Raw genomic sequence first — 21,912 nt, 5'->3', positions numbered from 1 at the left:
GGTGAGTGAGAGAACTTCAGAAAATGGTATAGTGCCTGCATTTGGAGATCCTTCACTACGCTCAGGATGATGGGATACCAACTTAAATTCAAGTTTAGCGCTGTATTAAAGATCCCGAATCATTCAGCTGTACGATCGCTTAGGAACGCATTTACTTAAATGAAGACTAATGATACTCAAAGAAATACGCTGTTATACGTGCATATCTCAACACATTTTAAAGAAATAATCCGTGTTGCACGCGTTATGAAAAATAGTAAGATGTATCATCCGATTATTTTCTTTGATGTAAAATATGAAGGAGTAGAACATCATATCGCTATATGCCAGGCAGAAGGCATACAATACATTTGTTATTTTGACATCAATAATTTCGATCCCAATAAATCCGTAAAAATAAAATTGTGGTTTCGAATTGTGAGACGATTTTTTATTCTTTTGTTGTGGTTTTTTGAAATTATTAAATACCTCTTGCTGCCCTTCGCTTTTATCGTTAAATCACTTTTTGCTGTGTATCACCGTTTATTTGCAAAGAAAATGAGTAACTCAAATGCCAAGTCCAAGATAGGCTTTTTTGATTTCACCTCAAAAACGTTTATTGATTTTTATAATAAATTATTTAAACCAACATCGCCTGGCTCACCGATGAACTCGCAGCGAAAGCTATCTAATTTATTACTCTCAGGGTATTCTTTTGTCTGGAACAAATTGCCTTATTTTCTACCGGCAATTTCTCGATTAGCTCATCGATATTGTGAATACATTCCAGGAATATTGAAACAATACGATATAAAACTGATGGTATTTCCTGAACATAATTTATTTTATTTTACTCAGTTATTTGTGTATATAGGAAAGAAACAGGGGATAGCATCCATTATTGTTCCGTTTACAATCGCGAATACTTTGGAATGGTCTGAAGCCTTTTATAAGGAAAAATCACGATCTTTATCTAATTTGTACAATAAAGTGTGTGCCTTCGCTTTTCCTCATTGGATTCATACCTATAAAGACAGGCAATTGCTGTTGCCCGTGGAGTTGGTTTTGTTTCATGAAATGTTGCAAATCAGCCCGAAAAATCCCTGGCTATTAAATAGTGGTGATATTGATTTTCTGGCTTTGGAAAGCAATGCAATGAAAGAATATTATATATCAGCAGGCATTGAAGAAAAGTATCTACGGGCTACAGGAGCTTTGTATAATGATGAGCTCTATTTTAAATTACAAAATTCAAATGAAAACAGAGAGCAATTATACAAATCGCTGAATATGCAACCAGGAAAGCCATTGCTGTTATGTGCACTACCTCCAAATCAATGCACTGGTCGCAAGGATGAGCTGGAATTTTCAGATTATGAGGAAATAGTACGTTTTGTTATGTCGGAATTATCGAAGTATGCGACTGATTATAATATTGTAGTTAATTTGCACCCACGTATTAAACCTGAATCGGTTGAATATATTAATGAATATCCCATAACTATTTTTAAAGGTGACATTGCTGAAGTAATTCCTTTAAGCTCAATTTATGTTGCTACCTGTTCCGCAACAATCAGGATGGCAGTAAGTTGTGGAATTCCCGTAATTAATTATGATCTGTATCGCTACCGTTATGATGATTACAATCAATTAGATGGTGTACTTACCTTGTTTGATCGCGATGAGTTTTCAACTCAACTGAGGCATCTATTAGTCGAAAAAGAGTTTTATAAACAGCTTCAATCTGCTCAAATTAAAGACAGCAACAAATGGGGCACCCTGGATGGTAAAGCAGGAGCAAATTTACTTAATGAAATTGATTTGTTGTTTGTTTAGAAATCTTTTAAGTTGATGCAGATAATGGGTATGTGTATGAAAATAATCGATACAAAAATTCCTGAAATCAAAATAATAGAACCGCGAATTTTTGGTGATGAACGTGGTTTTTTTTATGAAACCTTTCAGGTCAAAAGATATGAGGAATTGCTTGGTATTCAGGATGCATTTGTCCAGGATAATTTTTCACGCTCCCAAAAAGGTGTTTTGCGAGGTCTTCACTACCAAAGTCAGAAAACTCAAGGCAAGCTGGTTTCTGTTTTAGCAGGTGAAGTTTTTGATGTGGCCGTGGATGTACGAATAGGATCTCCTACTTATGGTATGTGGGTCGGGGTTATTCTCTCAGCTGAAAACAGGCGGCAATTTTGGGTTCCCAAAGGGTTTGCGCATGGGTTCTACGTCCTGAGCCCTATGGCGGATTTTGTTTACAAATGTACCGATTATTATCATCCTGAAAGCGAGCTTTCAATCAGTTATCTTGATCCTGAACTGGCTATAGACTGGCCGTTGGAGGGGGAAATACAACTTTCAGCAAAGGATAGCGCAGCGAAAACGTTAAACAGTATTGATACACAACTTTTACCAAGATATAGAGATTAGATGAAGATACTCATTACAGGGGCAAATGGTCAGGTGGGTTCAGAACTTGTAGCAGCATTTGCTCGTACTCATCATGAAATTATAGCCACCACACGACAGGAGCTGGATTGCTCCAGGATTCATGATGTAAATACTTTTTTAACGGCTAAACGACCTGATTTAATCATCAACGCAGCTGCTTATACCGCAGTTGATAAAGCAGAGGAGGAATCCTGTTTAGCGGAAACGGTAAATGCGGATTTTGTAAAAGAATTGGCTGCTTATTGTCAGCTCTGGAATATACCCTTGATACATTTGTCTACTGATTACGTTTTTGATGGATTAAAACAGGATTCCTATAATGAGTTGGATACTACCAATCCACAGGGGGTCTATGCACAATCAAAACTGCATGGAGAACAAGCAATAACATCGATGTTAACCCAATACCTTATTTTACGGGTTAGTTGGGTTTTTGGAGTGTCGGGAAGCAATTTCGTAAAAACAATAGTGAATTTGGCTTCATCACGAGAAGAGTTAAATATAGTTGCGGATCAAAAAGGACGCCCAACAGCGGCCCGGGATATTGCCAGAGTAATTATTGAGCTTGTTGATATAATTTCAAGCGAGTCATTTACTCAGTGGGGAATTTACCATTATGCTGGACAAGGTGAGACGAATTGGTATGAATTTGCTCGGGTATTTATTGACCTGGTAAACAGCAGGAATACCTGTTTGAAATTGGCTCGTTTGAATCCAATTGCTACTGAACAGTACCCAACGAAAGCCAAGCGTCCGAAGAACTCTGTACTGAATACTTCCCGAATTGAACAGACCTTGGGAATTGCATGTCATGAATGGAAAAAATATCTGCCTGAAGTGATAGACAGTATCATTAATAAAGAAGAATCATATGAATTATCACGTTAAAAATTTATTAGTCACTGGCGCAGCCGGATTTATTGGCTCTAACTTTGTACGTTACATGTTTGCTCATCATCCTGAAATTAGAATTGTAAGTCTGGATAAATTAACTTATGCAGGTAATCTGGACAATTTATCTGCTGTAGAACAGGAAAAGAACCATATTTTTGTTCAAGGTGATATTACGGATAAAGATCTCGTTTTGAATTTATTAAGACAGCATCAAATAGACACCATAGTGCATTTTGCAGCAGAGTCTCATGTTGATAATTCGATTCATAATCCTAAACTGTTTCTTGAAACTAATATTATCGGAACCTTTACCTTGCTTGAAGCGGCAAGGAATTATTGGTTAGACGAAAACAGATGGGATAAAACCCAGTGCAGATTCCATCATGTATCTACAGATGAAGTATATGGCTCGTTAGAAGAGTATGAGCCTGCATTTACAGAACAGCATATGTATCAGCCTAATTCGCCCTATTCTGCTTCAAAGGCGGGTTCCGATCACATTGTCAGGGCTTATTTTCATACCTACGGATTGCCTGTTACTACATCTAATTGCTCGAATAATTATGGACCTAATCAACATAAAGAGAAATTAATCCCCAAAGTGATTCAAGCTTGCCTTAACCAACATCCAATCACTGTGTATGGAAATGGAAAAAATATACGTGACTGGCTGTATGTAGAGGATCACTGTGAGGCCATTAACGTTATTATTCAGAAGGGAACGCTAGGTGAGGTTTATAACATTGGTGGAAAGAATGAGCTGGATAATTTGAGTTTAATCCGGACTATTTGTCACCTGATGGATGATATAAAACCCACTTCTGATTCTTATGAGTCTTTAATTGTATTTGTAGATGATAGAAAGGGACATGACAAACGATACGCTATAGATAACAATAAAATTCAAACCCAGTTGGGATGGACTCCACAGGGTAATTTTATTGAAAAATTGATAAGTACCATTCGATTTTATATGAGCGTCTGTTGACAATTGCTTCCTTTGCCTACGAACTGGATTTTATGCGTGGAATTGAGTACTGGTGGTATTTAAAGTAGGAATATTTTTGTTCTCCCGCCTAGATTATCCGCATAAAGCGCGGGAAGTAGGGGGGGAGATGAAATCTTAACAGATTCTGGATAAATTCAGCAAAATTGTTAAAGTTTGAGTTCGAGAATGTATGATAACGGAGTGGGTAGCAAATGTTGATTAATGGTGTTGCGTTCAGTTTGGAAAAGGATATCCATGTATACATACAATTCTGTTCTGTCTACAACATATTTTCTGGTTTTTAGTTTTAGCTCTTCATTCTGTTTGGCACAGCACTGTATTCCAATTACCAGTATTCCGTTCCTTATCAGCAAACCCGGCCATTATTGTTTGGTTAAAAATTTTTACTACAGTGGCGAAACTCACGCAATCACGATTAATTCATCGCATGTAACTTTGGATCTCAATCAACATAAAATTAAATTGATTTCTCGAAACCCATCAAATGAAATTTACGGTATTTATTCTTTAAATTCGCATGATCTTATCATTAAAAATGGAACGGTAAGTGGATTTATGTATGGAGTTTATCTTGCTGATTCGAAAGGTTCTTATACAAGCATAAACAGCATATCAGGAAACTATCTGATAGAACATTTGGTTTTGACGAATAATTTGTTCCGAGGCATTCGAGTGGAAGGAGCTAATCATCTCGTTATAAATAATACGATAATCCATACTGGCGGGAGTACCGTTTATGAAAATGCCTTTGCGATGGGAATAGAAATTATAGGTCCAAAAGCTCGAATTGAACACAATAGAATTATGGATACTCACGCAACCGGCACTGGAGAAAGCATTGCTATTTCATTTTCCAATAATTGCAAACAGTCTGTGGCTTTAGGTAATCTGATTTTTAATCATTATGGCTTTTTTGAGCAAAGAGCCCGTCATCGAGGCAATTCAGGACATAGTTTTGGAATTTGGGTTGGTGGCAATCCAGAGTATCCCTCTGATGTAGTGATTCAAAACAACAGAATCAAGAACTATTTCTACGGTGTTGTATATTCATCACCTACAAAAGGGGAGGTGAGTAATAACAAATTCTTCGACGTTGATCGGGATTTGTATTTAAATGGCTCGGTACGATCCACGGCTGTCCCATTAACAATGTGACGTCTTTCCGAGCGTAGCGAGGAATCTCCTGCAAATTGGCACAATTTGAATTAATGCATTAATTATCATTATCTTATCAGCAGTTTGGCTGCAAATGCGAAACAAATTGCTCAGACTATTCGTAGTCACTGGGCTGTCGAGAACAGTCTACATTGGGTCTTGGACGTTACATTACGTGAAGAGGATTCTCGCGTACGCCAAGATCATGCTCCTGAAAATATGGCGATGGTTCGGCATATTATTTTGAACAGGTTACAAAATACCAAAAAGAAATTTAAGGATATGAGCATTAGGCGCCTGCAGAAAAAGGCTGGCTCGGGAGACTCAACTCCTGATATGATTTTAATGGCTGCATTGTAATGGGATCGTGCAACCTTGCAGGAGATTCCTCGCTACGCTCGGAAAGACGTCATATTTTTAATGGGACAGCCGTGCGGTACGATCTGCTGACAATTGACTTTTTCAATAACTCGTACCCCGCAGGGGTTATAGAGCAATTGTTAACAATCCTGGTGATTAATTCTTTGTACATGACAAAACAAACTGTCATGCCCGCGCAGGTAGGCATCCATCCATCAAAATATACCGAGTACATGACAGTTTATTTTTCATGTACAGACAGATTAATTAAACAATAGGAAAAATACAGTAAAAATGGTACCTTATTCCGATCCCAATTAATATTACATATATGAAGCAACTTACTGACAGCGCACTCTGGAATGAGCTCCAAAAACAGGCATCGCATATCCGTTTGCTAACAGGAACGGGTTTGCGGGAGTTGACTTTGGCCCATGGTAGCCAATACAGAAAACAACTTGGCAGCGTCACGTTTGATTTTAGCAGACAACGAGTTTCTGAACCGATTATTGATTTGTTGATTCAATTGGCTAATGAAGCAGGATTACCAGAAAAAATTGATGGCTTGATGAACGGCTTTAAAGTGAATGTCAGTGAGAATAAGGCTGCTCTTCATACCGCACTTCGGGACTTTAGGAATAATCCAGTCTATGTCGATGGATTTAATATTATGAAAGAAGTGATGGATACCCGAGAAAAAATAAAAATAATTTCTGATTCCGTACGAAACAGACAATGGCTTGGGTATTCCGGTAAACCCATTACCGACATTGTTAATATTGGTATGGGAGGATCGGATTTAGGACCTCGTTTATGTATTAATGCACTTTCAACGTACAGTACTGCTTCATTAAACTTTCATTTTATTTCAGATGTTGATCCGGATAGTTTCAACCAAGTGGTCGCACGAATTAATCCTCAGACTACCTTGTTTATCATTTCGTCCAAGTCGTTTACAACAAAAGAAACCTTATTAAATGCATCTAAAGCGATAAAGCTGTATGCTAGCGGGCAAGCCGTTGATCATCATTTTATTGCTATCACAGCACATCCTCTCAGAGCGCACCAGATGGGTATTAAAACGGTTTTATCTATTTGGGAGTGGGTTGGTGGCCGCTATTCATTTTGTTCAGCAGTGAATTTAATTACAGCTATAGCTATTGGCTATGAACAGTTTTCAGAATTACTAGCAGGTGCCAATAGTATCGATAAGCACTTGAAGAGTACTGACTTTAAAGAAAACGTTCCCGTTCTGATGGGCTTGCTTGGTATCTGGAATAATAATTTTTTGAATATTCATAATTTACTTATCCTGGCCTATTCAAAAAGATTGGAATATTTTATTCCTTATGCACAGCAGCTTGATATGGAGAGTAATGGTAAATCAATAGACCTTAATGGGCGGGTAGTTAATTATGCTACCGGGCCTATAGTATGGGGTGGATTGGGTAATCAGGCTCAACACAGCTATTTACAGTTATTATGTCAGGGAACACATAATTGCGCCGCAGATTTTATCACTTTGCAGACTCATGATAATCATATTCTAAATGACATGTGCGATTACAAAATGAAAGTGTTAAGCGAAGGTATTGAGTCCATTGAAAATCCAAATGGTTATATTCCTGGTAAAATGCCTTTGAGTCATATCAGTTTATCGGATTGTTCTCCATATTCCCTTGGTGCTTTGGTTGCTTTATATGAACATAAAGTATTTGTGCAAAGCGTGATTTGGAACATTAATCCATTTGATCAGCCTGGTGTGGAGAGTGCAAAATCAGTGAGTGATGTGTTTTCTGTATTAAATGAAACATAATGATAAATTACTCATCGAACATGCACTAATTTAATGTAATAGATGAATAAAATTGGTAAGATCCCTGCATAATTTAATATGTACCCAGGTTTCTTGACAATTTTTCAGTAACCTCTACGTGGTGTGCCTTGTCTGCGCCATCCGGAATAAATCTGGATATCGTGCACAATTCACAGGATGTGGGTGTTTATGAATGATTATTTAAGTGAATTGTCAACAGGCCCAGGTAAGCGCTGAGAGAACTTTATCGAATGAAAGGTATTATCCTGGCGGGTGGCTCTGGAACGAGACTTCATCCCCTTACTAAGGCTATAAGCAAGCATATCATTCCAGTTTATGATAAGCCAATGATTTATTACGCTATTTCTACTCTGATGTTGGCGGAAATCCGGGAAATACTCATTATTTCAACAGAAGAACATCTTCCCCTGTATCAGCTATTATTGGGTGATGGATCTCAATGGGGCGTTTCGTTTTCCTATGTGGTACAAAATGAACCCAAGGGCATTGCTGAGGCATTTATCTTAGGTGAGTCGTTTATTGGTACTGATCCGGTATGTCTGGTTTTGGGCGATAACATCCATCAAGGCAGAGGGTTATCAGAATTATTAAAAAACGCCAAAAATAATTTAAATGGAGCTACAGTATTTGCATATTATGTGGACAAACCTCAGGCTTATGGTGTTGTTGAGTTTAATGATAAAAATCAAGCGATTTCCATAGTAGAAAAACCTGCGGAGCCAAAGTCAAATTATGCAGTAACTGGCTTGTATTTTTATGATAATCAGGTAATAGAAGTTGCCCGGAATTTAAAACCTTCAGGACGAGGCGAGCTGGAAATAACAGACGTTAATCAATTTTATTTATATGAAAATAAACTGGACGTCCAGGTTCTAGGCAGAGGGTTTGTCTGGCTGGATATGGGTACACCAGAGACTCTGTTATCAGCAAGTAATTACATACATATGATCGAACAACGCCAGGGATTAAAAATTGGATGTCCGGAAGAAATAGCCTGGCGAATGAAGTTTATAAGCGATGAAGAACTGTTACAGCGAGCTAAGGAACTGAATAAAAGCAATTATGGACAATATCTCTCAGGCTTGTTAAATCACAAACGTTATTAATTGAAATAGGTTAGATAGTGTCCAAAATTTTAATTACCGGTGCTACAGGATTTATAGGGCGAAGTCTGGTGCCCGCTCTAGTATCTGCGGGCCATGATGTTCGCTGCGCTGTTTGGCAAAAAGTTGATGGTCTGAACGCGGAACAAGTAGAAATCAATAAGCTGGAAGAGCAGATTGATTGGTCCGAAGCTTTGGAAGGCATTGAAATCGTAATTCATCTGGCTGCCCGAGTGCATATATTGAAGGAAAATGCACAATCTTCTTTGGATGAATATTGTAAAGTGAACAGTATTGCTACCAAAAATTTTGCAGAGCAGGCAGCTCGTCACCAAGTAAAACGTTTTGTATTTTTAAGTTCCATTAAAGTAAATGGCGAGTCTACCAGGGCTCATTCACCATTTTGTGAAGAGAACATTGCCCAACCAGAAGATCCTTATGCTAAAAGCAAACTTTACGCAGAGCACTATTTGCAGGACATTAGCAAACGAACAGGAATGCAAATCGTTATTTTAAGACCTCCTTTGGTTTACGGTCCTGGCGTAAAGGCTAATTTTTTAAAAATGTTAGATATGGTTAAGAAAGGGTGGCCATTGCCCTTTGCCAATATTCCTAATAAAAGAAGCTTCATTTTCATTGATAATTTGATTTCAGCAATAGTTGCTGTAATGGAACATCCCGATGCAGCCAATCAGTTGTATCTGGTCTCTGATAATGATGCCTGGTCATTGACTGAATTATTAATTATTCTATCTCAGGAGATGAAAGTTAATTTAAAATTGTTTAATATTCCATTAACATTTCTTATTTTTATCTTTAAATTAATTGGCTTAAAAAATTTAAATTCCCGTTTATTTGGCTCTCTGGAAGTATGCAATAATAAGATTAAGTCTCAATTGGGATGGATGCCTCCGGTTACATCGCAAGAAGGGTTGAGGATAACTGCAGCATGGTATCAAAATGATCATAATTCTTAGTTGTATTTTTTTATTGCTTTCCTATGCGTGTACCAAATTATTTTGTAAATTGGCGCAAAATTCAAGATTGATCGACAGACCTAATGACAGAACGTTACATCTTAAACCAACTGTTCGAGGCGGTGGTTTGGTTTTTATTGGTTTGGCTCTAATTTCTCTCCCCTATTTGTGTTATTTAAATGCGGTATCTCTTGTAGATTGGGCAGGTTTGCTGATTGGAGTGATACTTTTAGCGGCAATCAGTTTTTTAGATGATCTGAATCATTTATCTGTAACAATTCGATTTGCTGTCCAATGTGTTGTTGCTTTAGTCATTTCAGTTTTTTTCAGACCTGAACATCTTGATTTCATTATTTTCTCTCTGAGTAATGATTACGTTATTTTTGTTTTTGTTTTCTTCACGGTGATCTGGGCTATCAATCATTTTAATTTTATGGATGGATTGGATGGCTTTTGTGCTCTGCAAGCGATGTTTTTGCTGGCTTGCTATTTTATATTATTTTATTTTTATCAGGCTACGGTTTATCAGGACTTTTGTTTCATATTAATTTCCGCGTTATTTGCATTTTTAATTTTTAATTTTCCACCCGCAAAATTATTTATGGGGGATATTGGTAGTGCTTCATTAGGACTCATTATTTTTTCTTTGGCATTGATAGGACAGCAAAAATATCAGATTCCATTATTGTATTGGTTTTTGTTAAATGGTTTGTTTCTTTTTGATTCAACAATTACTCTAGTACGAAGGATAGCCAATAAGGAGCGATGGTTTGCTCCACATAGAAAACATGCTTATCAACGATTAAAACAATATGGTATGGATACTCGGTTTATTTTATTAGGGCAGTTGATAATCAATGTTATTATCGGATTTTTGGTTCTTTATTCTGTAAATCACAGCATTAATAGTGTGTTGCTGATAGTGGTGGTGTTGCTTTTATTGAATAGTGCTTATTATGCTATTGAAAAAATATACCCTATGAATGATTGTCATTAGGTTAAGTTATAGTAGCCTTTATTGAGGGCTGCTAAAAATTCATCCTACTGATTTCTTGTATTTCGGCTGGAACGGATGTTTATATATCCGATAATACTCCAATTAGGTGAGGATGAATCCATATATATTGCCCTATAATTAACTGGTTTTTGAGGGCGCATTTAAATTTTGTCTTAGTTCCCTTACTTGATCTTGATGTTCCTTTTCCCAGTGAGATAAATCTGTCCTGTTTAACTGCAATTCTGAGGATAAGTTATTGGGAGTCAAACGAGTAGAAAAATTACTTGCTTGAGATTCATCTCTATTGTTCAGGATGGTTTCTAATATCAAATTTCCCAAATCATTTTTGAAATGATAAGGATCCCAAAACCAACGCATGGTTGTTTTTATATCATCTTTTTCGGGAAGTTGTTCTGTAGTAATGGTGTTTATTTTATTAAAACTCCACAATTGATATGGAGCATCAGGATGCTTTGCATTATGGCTGGCTATTATGTCAACCAGTTCTTTTTGCCACTGTTCATACCGTTTCCATAAACCGAGTTGTTTATAGGTTTCCAAAAGTCTAATATGCTCAGGCGCGATAACCACAACTAACTGAGTGTTGTTTTTCTCACAGATAGTGATAATGTTTTGCATGTACTGCAAAGTATTAATCTGTTTTTCATTATTAACGAAATCAAACAATTCATGAGGAAGTGGTATCAGCGATGATTTATTATAGCTTTCTGTATAGAGAAAATTGTTTCTATAACCTTTTAATTGACTGACCTGCTCCTCTCGATAATTTAGAACCAATTGCCCATTGCTTTGGAATGCATTTTTTTTATTTTGGCTGTTTACGGTTTCCCAACTGGCTTTTATGGCATCATAGGATAGTAGGGTAGTGAACAGGTTATTGAGAGCAAGTGAATTGTTGTTTCCTTGCGCATCGACTTTTAAAATGGATTCATCAAAATCATCCCTATTGGCAACATAGGCGTTAAACATAAAAAAATTAACTGCCAGGATCACTTTTTTAACGGGTTTAACAGCTTCCGCATGCTGCAGATAACGCATTACTTCATAGATATTGGCGCCACTTAAACCGAGATTATAAACTCGGGAATTATTCCAGGCTGGGAATTGTGGATTCAAGCCTGTTTCCGCTGTAGAGGATCCCAGTATTAGAACATCAGGTTTGTTCCACTCGACTGCCATGGCTTTTGCCAGTCTAAGATGAGAGGTTACAACGGGTTTTTGGCTAAATTGTTTTATGGGTAGCGATTTATAAATGTTATAAGGATTGACCAACCAGTTGCATAAAACGATGAGTGAACAGAATAAGACAAGAAAGAAAAAATAATATATTGAGAATTTTTTAAAATAATTCAATTCAACTCATCCTAGAATTTATAATACAAAAATTCACTTATTTGGCCAAAAGCCAATAAGGATAACAAGGTCATAATGGCACAAAAAGCCGCAGTAAATGCGTTGGGTCTCCAGTGCAACCAACGGTATGAATAAGGTTCAATTTCTCCCGGATATGTCTCCAGTGCGGGTTTGTATTGGTAAAGAAGTTGTTGGGAGTTTGGGGCTACAAACACGATGAAACCGGTAATGCCCAAAAGAACAAATAAAGTGTGCAAGGATGAGGGTGTATAGAGTTGACTTGTTAGAGATAAGTCGATGCTCACTAGGGATTTTAAAATATGATTACTTGTGCTGAATGATTCGGCTCGAAAAAATACCCAGGCAATGGCTACTGCTAAAAAAGTTAGGCTACGAGCTATCAAGGTATTGATAAACGCATTCAGGGTAAATAAAGATCCCGAAATGCGTTTTTTTATAGAAAGCCATAAATGATTTATGATCAAATAGAGGCCATGCAGGAAGCCCCAGACAATGAACGTCCATGCTGCTCCGTGCCAGATTCCTCCAATAAGCATGGTAATCATCAGATTGGTATATCGGCTGGTACTGCCTTTGCGATTACCCCCTAGCGGAATATATACATAATCTCTTAAAAATCGGGATAAAGTCATATGCCAACGGCGCCAAAAACTAATGATGTTATTCGCCTTATAAGGCGAGTTAAAATTTAAAGGGAACATAATCCCAAAAATACGGGCCAGTCCAATAGCCATATCTGAGTAACCGGAAAAATCAAAATAAAGTTGGAAAGAATAGGAAAGGGTCCCACACCATGCTTCCACAAAAGTCACTGAACCCTTTGACGCGGCATCGAACATGGCATTTGCATAAGGAGCTAAAGAGTCTGCAATCATGGTTTTTTTAAATAAGCCTATAGAAAACAGTGTTAAACCTATGGATATGTTTTCCCAACTGAGTAATTTCTTTTGATCAAATTGTGGCATTATTTCTTTATGATGCAGTATGGGGCCCGCCATCAAATGAGGAAAAAAAGTAACAAACAGACCATAGTTTCCAATTTTTGGAGGATGAATCTCTTTTCGATAACAATCAGTGAGATAAGCTATTTGAGTAAAAGTAAAGAAGGAAATTCCTAAAGGTAAATCCCCATCTAATAGTTCTATAGGTTGATTAAATAAGACATACAAATTAGATACAAGAAACACGCTGTATTTAAAATAGATAAGAAGAGCAAGGTTTCCGAAAATTCCCAAGCTAAAAAACAACAAACTTTTTCGTGTCATGAGCAAGCTGATGCAATAATTAAATCCAATGGAGGTCATCAGTATAGGTAAATAGGCGGGATTCCAATAACCATAAAATATAATTGAGGCAACAAACAGATAGAGTATGGAGTAAGTCCCTTTGAAAACAGTTTGCACGACCAGAAACAGTGCGAAGCTAATAGGAAAAAAAATAAATAAAAAAGAGTACGAATTAAATAGCATTATTTTAAGTCAACCATGATGCTGCCGCTTGAGAAGGCTGATTATACAGCGTCGGACTGTCAAAATAAAATGAACCTTGTTATCTCATGTGATGTTGAAAATGGATCGTGAAACAGGTTATACAGATCACGTTTATTTTCATGAGCAAATGAAAAATAAGCAAGCTCTGCTAACTTGATTGCTTTGTCTTTACAATATTTTGAATTCGTGAAATGATGCCGAAAGCTTTTTTGATAAATTTCTGTATTAACAAGTGTATGAAACATATGAATAATTTGAAAATGGAATCTAATACAAAAATTTTATTTGTATCCCAACGTTTATCTGATTTTGTCGAAATGCGCCGGGCGGCTGTTGGTTTAAAAAAATACGGATATAAGTGCATCATGCTTTTTTGTGGTGTCGGATCTCAGGTTCATGATGATATTGTGATTCATGAAATAGAAAAGAGCATTGGTGCTGGAGAGTTTGATGATAAAATAATTTATAACGAGATTTCTGTTAATTCCAACACACTTGTTCAGAAAGCAATACGTTACATCACTTTTAATAAAGTAGAGTCTGAACCGATCTGCTTATCTACAGTAAAGTCCAATCTCCAAGGCGCAACAGATACAGGAATACAAATTAACGCAGTTAATATTAAACCGTTGAGATGGTATAAAAAACTTAAGGTAGTTCGATTTTTAGATCGCATTTGGGATAATTCTTTTAAGCCATTTATAAAGTCCTGTATTAATTTCTGTTTCAATATTTTTAATTCTAATTTCAAACCCTTGAAATCTGTTTACAGAATTCTGAATCACTACAAAGCAAAAATAATAATACAAATAAAATTGAGAATAATGAAAACGATTTATGCTCTGAATCGATTATTTTTATCCTCTTTTTATTTAATTCCACTCAGCTATAAAGTGAATTATAAACGGTTTTGTAAAATCCTGACCAAGCATCAGATTAATTTAATTATATTACCCGAAGATGTTGTGGGAAAAATAAGCCCTGTGCTTATAAGAGCTGGCCATAACGAAAAAATTCCAAGTATGGTTCTGCCCTATACCATTTGTAATCAGACCGAGGCATTTCAGGCTTTAAAATCACGAAATGAATTGAGCATTCATAGTACATTGATCAATAAAGTTCTGGGTATTCTTTTTAAATCCTGGGTTATGAAAGACGAACAACATGCAGTGCTTCGTATGCCCGCTGAGCATGTTCTTGGTCATATTTTCGTTCGAAGTTCTCCGCCTGATCCCTGGATGATGAACAGTGGTTACGCTAATGTTATAGCAATTGAAAATGAACAAATGTATGACTATTATCGAAAAAGTGGTATCCCAGCTTCTAAAATGAAAATCACCGGTGCATGTTATGATGACAATCTGGCCAGCTATTATCTGGATAAGGAACATCAACGAGCTGAATTGTATAAGCAGCTCAATATTCATAGTGACAAGCCCTTGTTTTTAATAGGAGGATTTCCAAATCAAATTCTTGGAAATCCTCCTGGCTTTGATTTTAAAGATGCTGAAGACGCAGTGAATTTCATCACTGAATGCATCGATAAATTTAAAAATGATTATGAACTGATTTTCCGTCCACATCCTAATTATTTGGATCTGTCTAAATTATTTGCCCAAAAGAATATCCATGTGACAGAAATAGATACAGCACGATTAGTGGCTGTTTCTGATGTCTATCTGGCATTTGCTTCATCAACTATACGCTGGGCTATTTCATGTGCTGTCCCAACAATTAATTACGATATGTTTTATTATGATTTCTCAGATTTTAAGCATGTTAAGGGGGTGCTTAATGTGTGCACGCAAGACGAATTTAAATCTGCAGCTCAACGCATGAGTAATCCTGAAGAGTATCGGATTTTGAAAAATTATTTGGAAGTAGAGAAAAAGCAATGGGGTAATCTCGATGGCCAATCAGTACATCGCATTAATGGGTTGGTTAACGAGTTGGTACAACTTAAAAAAGTACGTCGCAAGGCGTCTTGAGTCTATTGGAAAGGTTAATTATGCACGATTTAAATGTAGCAGTTATTGGCGCAGGAAAAATGGGGCGAGAGCACATTAAAGCATTTCAGGCAATTCCGGGGGTTAAAGTTACGGGATTATTAAACAGAACCTACGAGAAAGCAGTAGCTATGGCAAAGGAATTCAATATACCCTGCGTAGCTGAATCTGTTGATGAACTGTACCAAAAGACTCAAGCTGATTTGGTGGTCGTTGCTGTTCCTGAACTTGAAGCAAATCAGGTTTCTAAAAAATGTTTTCAGTATCAGTGGGCTGTTTTGTTGGAAAAACCTGCCGGTTATGATTTGAAAGATGCTCATGATATTGCTGAGGCTGCTTTAACAACAAACAAACCCGTCTACGTAGGCTTAAACCGGCGTTTTTACGCAAGCTCGATGGCCATTCTTGATGATTTGAATTCACGCAAGGATGACAGCCGATACATCCATATTCAGGATCAACAAAGTTATGCTGAAGCACGCGCGTGCCATCACCCAGAGCAAGTAGTACAAAAGTTCATGTATGCAAATTCAATTCATACTATCGATTTAATTCGTTATTTTGCTCGGGGTGAAATAACCAAAGTTGTTCCTGTTCTTCCATGGAAAAAAGAAGATACCCAGATTTTTGTCAGTTTTGTCGAGTTTGACAGTGGTGATAAAGCACTATACGAGTGCATTTGGAAAGGCCCAGGGCCATGGGCATGCGCTGTAAGTACGCCACATAAACGCTGGACCATGCAGCCCCTTGAAAAAGCCAGATATCAAAATGCTAACGAACGTGTCGTACATGAAGTGGTTTTGGACGATATTGATCAACAGTACAAAGCTGGTTTTTATAAACAGGCCCTGGAAGTATGTAAGGGAGTTCGTGGTGTTCCCAATCAGGCCATCACCTTGCAGGACAGTTTAAAAACTATGGAATTGATTTATCAGATGTATGGGGTTTAATTGCGGTAAGAGCACTCACTAAGGATTCTATGCACTTATCAATCACATGCCGAATCAAGGGGTAAGAGATTAGGTAGGTGCACTGAATCGAAAGGGTCTTGATAATTCATCATATGATGTACAACGTCGCGCGATTTCTTGACTGGCTCCAGAAACCAAGCGTCATTTGTGGACATATTATACTGAGATGAATCAAACAGGCTCCCGTTTATGATTCGTGAGGTGTAGAAGTTGGAATTGTTAGCGCACTCTAATGATTTTGATAAAAATATGAAATATACTCCACACAAAGTAATTGTGTGTTGATAGACAGGCTTACGGATAGGATGGTTTAGTTGATCCATCAAGGCTCAATTAATCGATCGTTACTGTAAATAGTGTTCAAAAACATCACAGATGCGATTAATAAGACGCATCAAAAAATAATGGATAAAGATTTTATTGGAGAGTCAAAGTAATGATTACTTACCCAGGTGAAGTTAATTTAGATAAGTACAAATTGGATGCTCAACCTGAAGAAGCATTTTATGGTTTACCAACGGAAGTATCATTCTGCAGCAAGTGCACCTACAGCAATCAAAAACCCAATTCTGAAAAAGAATACAAACATACAATTAATGCCAAAAAACCTACTATCAATTTTGATGAAGAGGGTGTGTGTTCTGCTTGCAGGATTGCCGAAAAGAAAAAAGCAATTGATTGGGATGAACGAAAAAAGCAACTTAAAGAATTGTGTGATAAATACCGCAGTAAAGATGGTCGTTATGATTGTTTGATTCCAGGCTCTGGCGGAAAAGACAGTTTTTATACGGCTTATATTTTAAAATACGAATATGGAATGAATCCCTTAACAGTGACTTGGGCGCCGCATATCTATACGCCTTGGGGTTGGAAAAATTTTCAATCCTGGATTAATGCAGGATTTGATAATTATCTGTTCACGCCTAATGGTCAGGTTCATCGATTGTTGACTCGTTTGGCTCTTGAAAAACTGTATCACCCCTTTCAACCGTTCATTCTAGGGCAGATGTATTTCCCTCCCAAAATAGCCATGGATTTAAATATTCCGTTGGTTTTTTATGGGGAAAATCCTGCTGAATACGGCAATAATGCAAAGGAAGATGATAAAGCAACCAAAGACTTATCGTATTACACTGCCACTGACAGTTCCCAAATCTATCTATCCGGTATTTCTGCTTTGGAGTTGAAAGAAGATTTTGGTTTAACAGAGGTAGAACTTCAGCCCTATATTCCGCCGAATCCCAATAAATTGGCTGAAAAAAATATTGAAGTTCAATACTTGGGGTATTATTTACCCTGGCATCCTCAGGATTGTTATTATTTTGCAGTGAATAATGGGGGATTCATTCCATCTCCAGAGCGTACTGCTGGAACATACAGCAAGTACAGTGGAATAGATGATAAAATAGATGACTTACATTACTACACAACCTTTATCAAATTTGGCATCGGTCGAGCTACTTACGACAGTTCTCAGGAGATTCGTAATGGTGAACTGGTACGGGAAGAAGGAGTTGCTCTGGTTAGACGCTTTGATGGTGAATACCCGGAACGATTTGAGAAAGAAAATTTTGAGTATTTAAGTATTGATGAAGTGAAATTACCTCAGGCCGCAAAACAGTTTGAATGCACCAAAATGGATAGGAAATATTTTGAGCGACTTACAAATCATTTCAGATCTCCTCATCTTTGGGCTTTTGATCAAGGTCAATGGGTATTAAGACATAAAGTCGTTTAAAAGCTGAAAGGATGTGAGTTGAACCATACATCTAGGGAAATGCAAAAAGGCAGTATTCTTGCTGTCATTCCTGCGCGTGGCGGATCGAAGAGGCTGCCACGCAAAAATATCCTGAAATTACGGAATAAACCCTTAGTGGAGTATTCCATTGACGCCGCGCTTCATTGCGATCTGATTAGCGATGTTGTTGTTACAAGCGAAGATCCGGAGATCTGTAGCATTGCTTCAAAAACAGGGGCAATGGTTATTCATCGTCCTTTAGAATTAGCGGGTGATACCGTTTCTAATGAACACGTGATCAAACATGCGATTGAGGTATTCAGTGCGGATAATTATTTTCCAGAGTATGTTGTGTTACTGCAGCCCACATCCCCTCTAAGAACCTCCGTTCACTTAAAGCAATGCCTGAATCAGTTTTTAAACTCAGGTATGAAAAGTGTGATGAGCGTGTGTAAAGTTGAACACCATCCTGGAAAATGTATTCGCATCAACCAAAGCAAAGCGGAACCGTATACCAGTTTGGAAGATGTAGAGAAAAGGACTCAGGATTTAGAGGAGGTATATCGGCAAAACGGTGCTATATATGCCCTGAAAACCGCTGATTTTCTAGATGAATTAAAATTTTATCAAAATCCTTGTTTTCCCTATGTGATGAATGCCGATGACAGTATCGATGTGGATTCCAGATTGGATTTGCAGTTCTGTGAATTTTTACTTTCTATTAATACTATGACCAGGGTTAATGAACATGTCAGCTAACTACGAAAATTTTCAACATTATATCACTGAAGGTTGGTCTAAGAACCCTAAAGAGATTTTTAAATTTATAGATTTTCATCTTGCTCAGGAACAACGAAGCTCAACCAGTTCTTTGTTGGATGTAGGATGTGCGACAGGGGAATTTCTTTATTACTTGTCCAGTCGTTACCCCGATTATCGTTTTACAGGTATAGATGTTTTTGATGATTTAATTACTCAATGCAAGACGTTACAACCTGAAAAAGAATTCATCAAAGCTTCAATATTGGATTTACCAGAGCAATTAAAAGGAATGTTCGATGTCATTACAGTAGTTGGAGTCATGTCAATATTTGATGAATCAGAGTTATCTTCGTTTTTTAATAGTCTGTTTGCAGCCTGTCGACCCGGGGCTTCTATTTATATTTTGTCTCCCTTAAATGAGTATGGCGTTGATTGTGAAATAAAACATAGAAAACGAACCCAAGGTGTGAAAGGAAATTGGGAAAAAGGATGGAACGTATTTAGTAAAGAAACTATCGCAGAGTTGATAGAGAATAGATGTACTCATTGGAGCTTCCATCCTTTTAGAATAAATTTTGATATAGATCCTAAAGAGGACCCAGTTAGAACCTGGACTTTAAAAACTGAAAACAACGTCAGGCAACTGACAAATGGTCTTAAATTATTAGTAGATCATTATTTACTAAAAATATCATTATAATTATTTAAGGATAATATCGTGGAAAGACAATTTAAACTCGGTCCTTTTGATGTCAGTACAAAAACGCCACCTATTTTTTTAGCTGAGGTAGGAAGTTATTACAATGGAGATTATCAATTGGCTAAAAATATGGTTGAGTCCATTATCAAAGCCAGTTCAATGGTTCCTAACCAGCCAGTGGTTCTAAAGACAGAAATTCTTAATGATCCTGAAATTTGTCTTCCTGGCTCCTTACAGGAAACCTATACCTGTAAAAGCGGTCAAATAAAAATTGAAAATTACAGGGAACTCATTGAACGTAAGTCAATGCCGCTAGATAAATACGCGCAGTTGTTTGCGATTATCAGAAAAGCATCAATGCCATTTATTGTGTCTGTTTATGATTTTACTGCAGTAGATTTTGCAACAGATCATGGTGCTTGTGCTTTAAAGATTGCATCAGCGAATATCGTACATATTCCTTTAATACGTTATGCCGCCTCCAAAGGCCTTCCTATGATTATTGATACCGGCAGATCCACCATTGCTGAAGTATTTAATGCCGTGAATACAGCACGAGTGGCCGGATGTGAAGACATTATTATCCAACACAGTCCGGATGGACATCCTGCTTTACCTGAAGCACATAATCTTCGTTTGTTACAAACGTATTCCCATGCATTTAATCTGCCGGTAGGATTATCGGATCATCACAATGGTTTGGAAATGCTTTATATTTCTGTTGCCTTGGGTGCTTCTATTCTGGAAAAGGGAGTGCATGTTTATCCTGATGAATTGGATCAGGACATCTCTCACTCAATGAGTCTGGACGATTTACCTGAAGTATTGCAGAAAGTTTACGATGCCTGGGTATCTTTAGGGAGTACTGAGCGAAATCCACGAAATCAGATTAAAGGGGTAATAGGAAGTTCGCAGCGACAATGCGTCGTCGCTAAAAGAGACATTCAACCTGGAGAGATACTCTCTCTAGAGAATGTACGGTTTGCTTTTCCTTGTCTGGGTATTCCTGTGCAGCATTGGGATCTTGCAATCGGTAGTTCTTTTACAACGTCAATAAAAGCCAATACTCCTGTCCAGTGGTGTGATATTAAAAAAAATGATTCTTAAAAATCCAACCTGGCAGACTCTTAATCCAGGTCTGCCAGCTTTTAAATCTGTTGATTCTGTTACAGCAATGGCTTTGCAATCTAAAGCCAATCTCCTTGGAACAGTCTATCAAGCCAGCTTTGATGGGCAGCCTTCCAGCTTTTATTTAATCAAAGCGGAAGAGAATCAAAGGCACTATTTCATTAAGTGTTTTGATGCAGAACATTCAGTTCATTATCATCGAGCGGAACATGTTGCATTATGGCTACAAAGCCAAAATATTAAGGCAAATGCAGCCTTAAATAAGCAATCAGATGGATGTTTTATTTATCCCTTTCTTGATGGACATCGACTACCCTCTGACAGCAATACCTTGAAAGGTCTGGCCAGCTCTCTTGCTCAAATGCATGAAGCCCTGAGGGCTTATCCACTTCAAGATCAAATACAGGAACAGACTGACTATAGAATCCATTTACTTAATGAGATTCGTGACGAGATTGCTAAAGGGAAACTTAAAATTGGACCTTTTCCCAATTACGTCAGAACACTTGCTCAGAATGAATGTTTGGATTTTACGCAAGGTGTGCATACTCAGATTTTACATGGCGATCTGCATCCTGGGAATATAATGCAGATTGACGGTATTATTTATTTTTTTGATTTTGAAGATACATTGCACAGTTATCTGCCTCTGGTATATGAACTTGCCTTAGTTATGGAGCGTTTGATTTTTGTACGGCATGATTCAGCAGATACAATTAAAAGACTCGGACAGGATTTTATAAAATCTTATCGAACATATGGTGGTCTCTATCAATTTCAAGAGTCTGATGTTTATGCTCAATCAACATTAGCTTTGCGCTCCCTTTGCGTACTGACTTTATGTGAAATTGAGGGAAATACAATTCACTCAGAAGAGTGGTATAAATTTCGAAATTTATCTGAACTTGCGGCTAATACTCAACCTATTTTAAGGGAAATTTTACAGGCTTAATA

At 37.3% G+C, this 21,912-nt stretch carries 19 protein-coding genes; 17 read left to right on the top strand and 2 right to left on the bottom strand.

Annotated elements, in window-relative coordinates; genetic code table 11:
* Positions 1-159: 159 nt before the first annotated feature.
* The 10 genes from ELY21_RS01660 (at position 160) to ELY21_RS01615 (ending at position 10,768) form a co-directional block, all read left to right on the top strand.
* Positions 160-1,815, top strand: coding sequence for a hypothetical protein (locus ELY21_RS01660; protein WP_127106296.1), 1,656 nt, complete (start codon positions 160-162; stop codon positions 1,813-1,815).
* A gap of 36 nt (positions 1,816-1,851) precedes the next feature.
* Positions 1,852-2,415, top strand: a complete 564-nt coding sequence (gene rfbC, locus ELY21_RS01655; RefSeq protein ID WP_127106294.1) for a dTDP-4-dehydrorhamnose 3,5-epimerase — start codon at positions 1,852-1,854, stop codon at positions 2,413-2,415.
* The gene (gene rfbD, locus ELY21_RS01650) at positions 2,416-3,324 is read left to right on the top strand and encodes a dTDP-4-dehydrorhamnose reductase (protein ID WP_127106292.1); all 909 of its coding nucleotides are present in this window, start codon (positions 2,416-2,418) and stop codon (positions 3,322-3,324) included.
* Positions 3,308-4,318, top strand: coding sequence for a dTDP-glucose 4,6-dehydratase (rfbB, locus tag ELY21_RS01645; protein ID WP_127106290.1), 1,011 nt, complete (start codon positions 3,308-3,310; stop codon positions 4,316-4,318). Before rfbD ends, rfbB begins: the two co-directional genes overlap by 17 nt.
* A 255-nt stretch (positions 4,319-4,573) precedes the next feature.
* A complete protein-coding gene (locus ELY21_RS01640) occupies positions 4,574-5,494 on the top strand; it encodes a right-handed parallel beta-helix repeat-containing protein (protein ID WP_127106288.1) in 921 nt (306 codons plus the stop codon).
* Between the two features lie 57 nt (positions 5,495-5,551).
* A complete protein-coding gene (locus ELY21_RS15900; protein ID WP_127106286.1) occupies positions 5,552-5,854 on the top strand; it encodes an ISAs1 family transposase in 303 nt (100 codons plus the stop codon).
* Between the two features lie 331 nt (positions 5,855-6,185).
* Positions 6,186-7,670: a glucose-6-phosphate isomerase gene (pgi, locus tag ELY21_RS01630; RefSeq protein ID WP_127106284.1), complete on the top strand. Its 1,485-nt coding sequence runs from the start codon at positions 6,186-6,188 to the stop codon at positions 7,668-7,670.
* A 251-nt stretch (positions 7,671-7,921) separates the two neighbouring features.
* Positions 7,922-8,797 carry a glucose-1-phosphate thymidylyltransferase RfbA gene (gene rfbA / locus ELY21_RS01625; protein ID WP_127106282.1) on the top strand — a complete coding sequence of 292 codons (876 nt, stop codon included), beginning with the start codon at positions 7,922-7,924 and terminating at the stop codon, positions 8,795-8,797.
* Between the two features lie 17 nt (positions 8,798-8,814).
* Entirely contained in the window at positions 8,815-9,771 is a 957-nt protein-coding gene (locus tag ELY21_RS01620; RefSeq protein ID WP_127106280.1) for an NAD-dependent epimerase/dehydratase family protein, read from the top strand.
* Positions 9,755-10,768 carry a glycosyltransferase family 4 protein gene (locus ELY21_RS01615; protein WP_127106278.1) on the top strand — a complete coding sequence of 338 codons (1,014 nt, stop codon included), beginning with the start codon at positions 9,755-9,757 and terminating at the stop codon, positions 10,766-10,768. The genes ELY21_RS01620 and ELY21_RS01615 overlap by 17 nt, the downstream gene beginning before the upstream one ends.
* Positions 10,769-10,906: 138 nt before the next feature.
* Here ELY21_RS01615 and ELY21_RS01610 read toward each other — a convergent pair whose 3' ends face one another.
* Together ELY21_RS01610 and ELY21_RS01605 are read right to left on the bottom strand one after the other, a co-directional pair.
* Positions 10,907-12,142, bottom strand: coding sequence for a hypothetical protein (locus ELY21_RS01610; RefSeq protein ID WP_127106276.1), 1,236 nt, complete (start codon positions 12,140-12,142; stop codon positions 10,907-10,909).
* 11 nt (positions 12,143-12,153) lie between these two features.
* A complete protein-coding gene (locus tag ELY21_RS01605; RefSeq protein ID WP_127106274.1) occupies positions 12,154-13,632 on the bottom strand; it encodes an MBOAT family protein in 1,479 nt (492 codons plus the stop codon).
* A gap of 266 nt (positions 13,633-13,898) precedes the next feature.
* Here ELY21_RS01605 and ELY21_RS01600 point away from each other — a divergent pair, with 266 nt between their 5' ends.
* The 7 genes from ELY21_RS01600 (at position 13,899) to ELY21_RS01570 (ending at position 21,910) form a co-directional block, all read left to right on the top strand.
* On the top strand, positions 13,899-15,641 hold the full coding sequence (locus ELY21_RS01600) for a hypothetical protein (protein ID WP_127106272.1): 1,743 nt from the start codon (positions 13,899-13,901) through the stop codon (positions 15,639-15,641).
* Positions 15,642-15,661: 20 nt separating this feature from the next.
* On the top strand, positions 15,662-16,609 hold the full coding sequence (locus ELY21_RS01595) for a Gfo/Idh/MocA family protein (RefSeq protein ID WP_127106270.1): 948 nt from the start codon (positions 15,662-15,664) through the stop codon (positions 16,607-16,609).
* Between the two features lie 457 nt (positions 16,610-17,066).
* Positions 17,067-18,368 (top strand): N-acetyl sugar amidotransferase, encoded by a 1,302-nt coding sequence (locus tag ELY21_RS01590; protein WP_127106268.1) that lies wholly within the window; start codon positions 17,067-17,069, stop codon positions 18,366-18,368.
* A gap of 18 nt (positions 18,369-18,386) precedes the next feature.
* Complete coding sequence (locus ELY21_RS01585; protein ID WP_127106266.1) at positions 18,387-19,127, top strand: cytidylyltransferase domain-containing protein; 741 nt, start codon at positions 18,387-18,389, stop codon at positions 19,125-19,127.
* The gene (locus ELY21_RS01580; RefSeq protein ID WP_233588633.1) at positions 19,117-19,830 is read left to right on the top strand and encodes a class I SAM-dependent methyltransferase; all 714 of its coding nucleotides are present in this window, start codon (positions 19,117-19,119) and stop codon (positions 19,828-19,830) included. Before ELY21_RS01585 ends, ELY21_RS01580 begins: the two co-directional genes overlap by 11 nt.
* Positions 19,831-19,848: 18 nt before the next feature.
* Positions 19,849-20,937, top strand: coding sequence for an N-acetylneuraminate synthase family protein (locus tag ELY21_RS01575; protein ID WP_127106262.1), 1,089 nt, complete (start codon positions 19,849-19,851; stop codon positions 20,935-20,937).
* Positions 20,927-21,910, top strand: a complete 984-nt coding sequence (locus tag ELY21_RS01570) for a phosphotransferase (protein WP_127106260.1) — start codon at positions 20,927-20,929, stop codon at positions 21,908-21,910. Before ELY21_RS01575 ends, ELY21_RS01570 begins: the two co-directional genes overlap by 11 nt.
* Positions 21,911-21,912 lie beyond the last annotated feature (2 nt).

This window comes from Legionella sp. km535, assembly GCF_003990085.1.
In the GTDB taxonomy this organism is placed as follows: Bacteria; Pseudomonadota; Gammaproteobacteria; order Legionellales; family Legionellaceae; genus Legionella; species Legionella moravica.
Note: the sequence above shows the minus strand (reverse complement) of the source record. Positions and strands in the feature narration are given on the sequence as shown.

What these genes read in the sequence shown, in the direction of transcription:
- rfbD (WP_127106292.1), top strand. Translation starts at nt 2,416, where the DNA reads ATGAAGATACTCATTACAGGGGCAAATGGTCAGGTGGGTTCAGAACTT.
- ELY21_RS01640 (WP_127106288.1), top strand. Translation starts at nt 4,574, where the DNA reads ATGTATACATACAATTCTGTTCTGTCTACAACATATTTTCTGGTTTTT.
- pgi (WP_127106284.1), top strand. Translation starts at nt 6,186, where the DNA reads ATGAAGCAACTTACTGACAGCGCACTCTGGAATGAGCTCCAAAAACAG.
- ELY21_RS01570 (WP_127106260.1), top strand. Translation starts at nt 20,927, where the DNA reads ATGATTCTTAAAAATCCAACCTGGCAGACTCTTAATCCAGGTCTGCCA.
- ELY21_RS01580 (WP_233588633.1), top strand. Translation starts at nt 19,117, where the DNA reads ATGTCAGCTAACTACGAAAATTTTCAACATTATATCACTGAAGGTTGG.
- ELY21_RS01615 (WP_127106278.1), top strand. Translation starts at nt 9,755, where the DNA reads ATGATCATAATTCTTAGTTGTATTTTTTTATTGCTTTCCTATGCGTGT.
- ELY21_RS01600 (WP_127106272.1), top strand. Translation starts at nt 13,899, where the DNA reads ATGAATAATTTGAAAATGGAATCTAATACAAAAATTTTATTTGTATCC.
- rfbC (WP_127106294.1), top strand. Translation starts at nt 1,852, where the DNA reads ATGAAAATAATCGATACAAAAATTCCTGAAATCAAAATAATAGAACCG.
- ELY21_RS01595 (WP_127106270.1), top strand. Translation starts at nt 15,662, where the DNA reads ATGCACGATTTAAATGTAGCAGTTATTGGCGCAGGAAAAATGGGGCGA.
- ELY21_RS01605 (WP_127106274.1), bottom strand. Translation starts at nt 13,632, where the DNA reads ATGCTATTTAATTCGTACTCTTTTTTATTTATTTTTTTTCCTATTAGC.
- rfbA (WP_127106282.1), top strand. Translation starts at nt 7,922, where the DNA reads ATGAAAGGTATTATCCTGGCGGGTGGCTCTGGAACGAGACTTCATCCC.
- ELY21_RS01590 (WP_127106268.1), top strand. Translation starts at nt 17,067, where the DNA reads ATGATTACTTACCCAGGTGAAGTTAATTTAGATAAGTACAAATTGGAT.
- ELY21_RS01660 (WP_127106296.1), top strand. Translation starts at nt 160, where the DNA reads ATGAAGACTAATGATACTCAAAGAAATACGCTGTTATACGTGCATATC.
- rfbB (WP_127106290.1), top strand. Translation starts at nt 3,308, where the DNA reads ATGAATTATCACGTTAAAAATTTATTAGTCACTGGCGCAGCCGGATTT.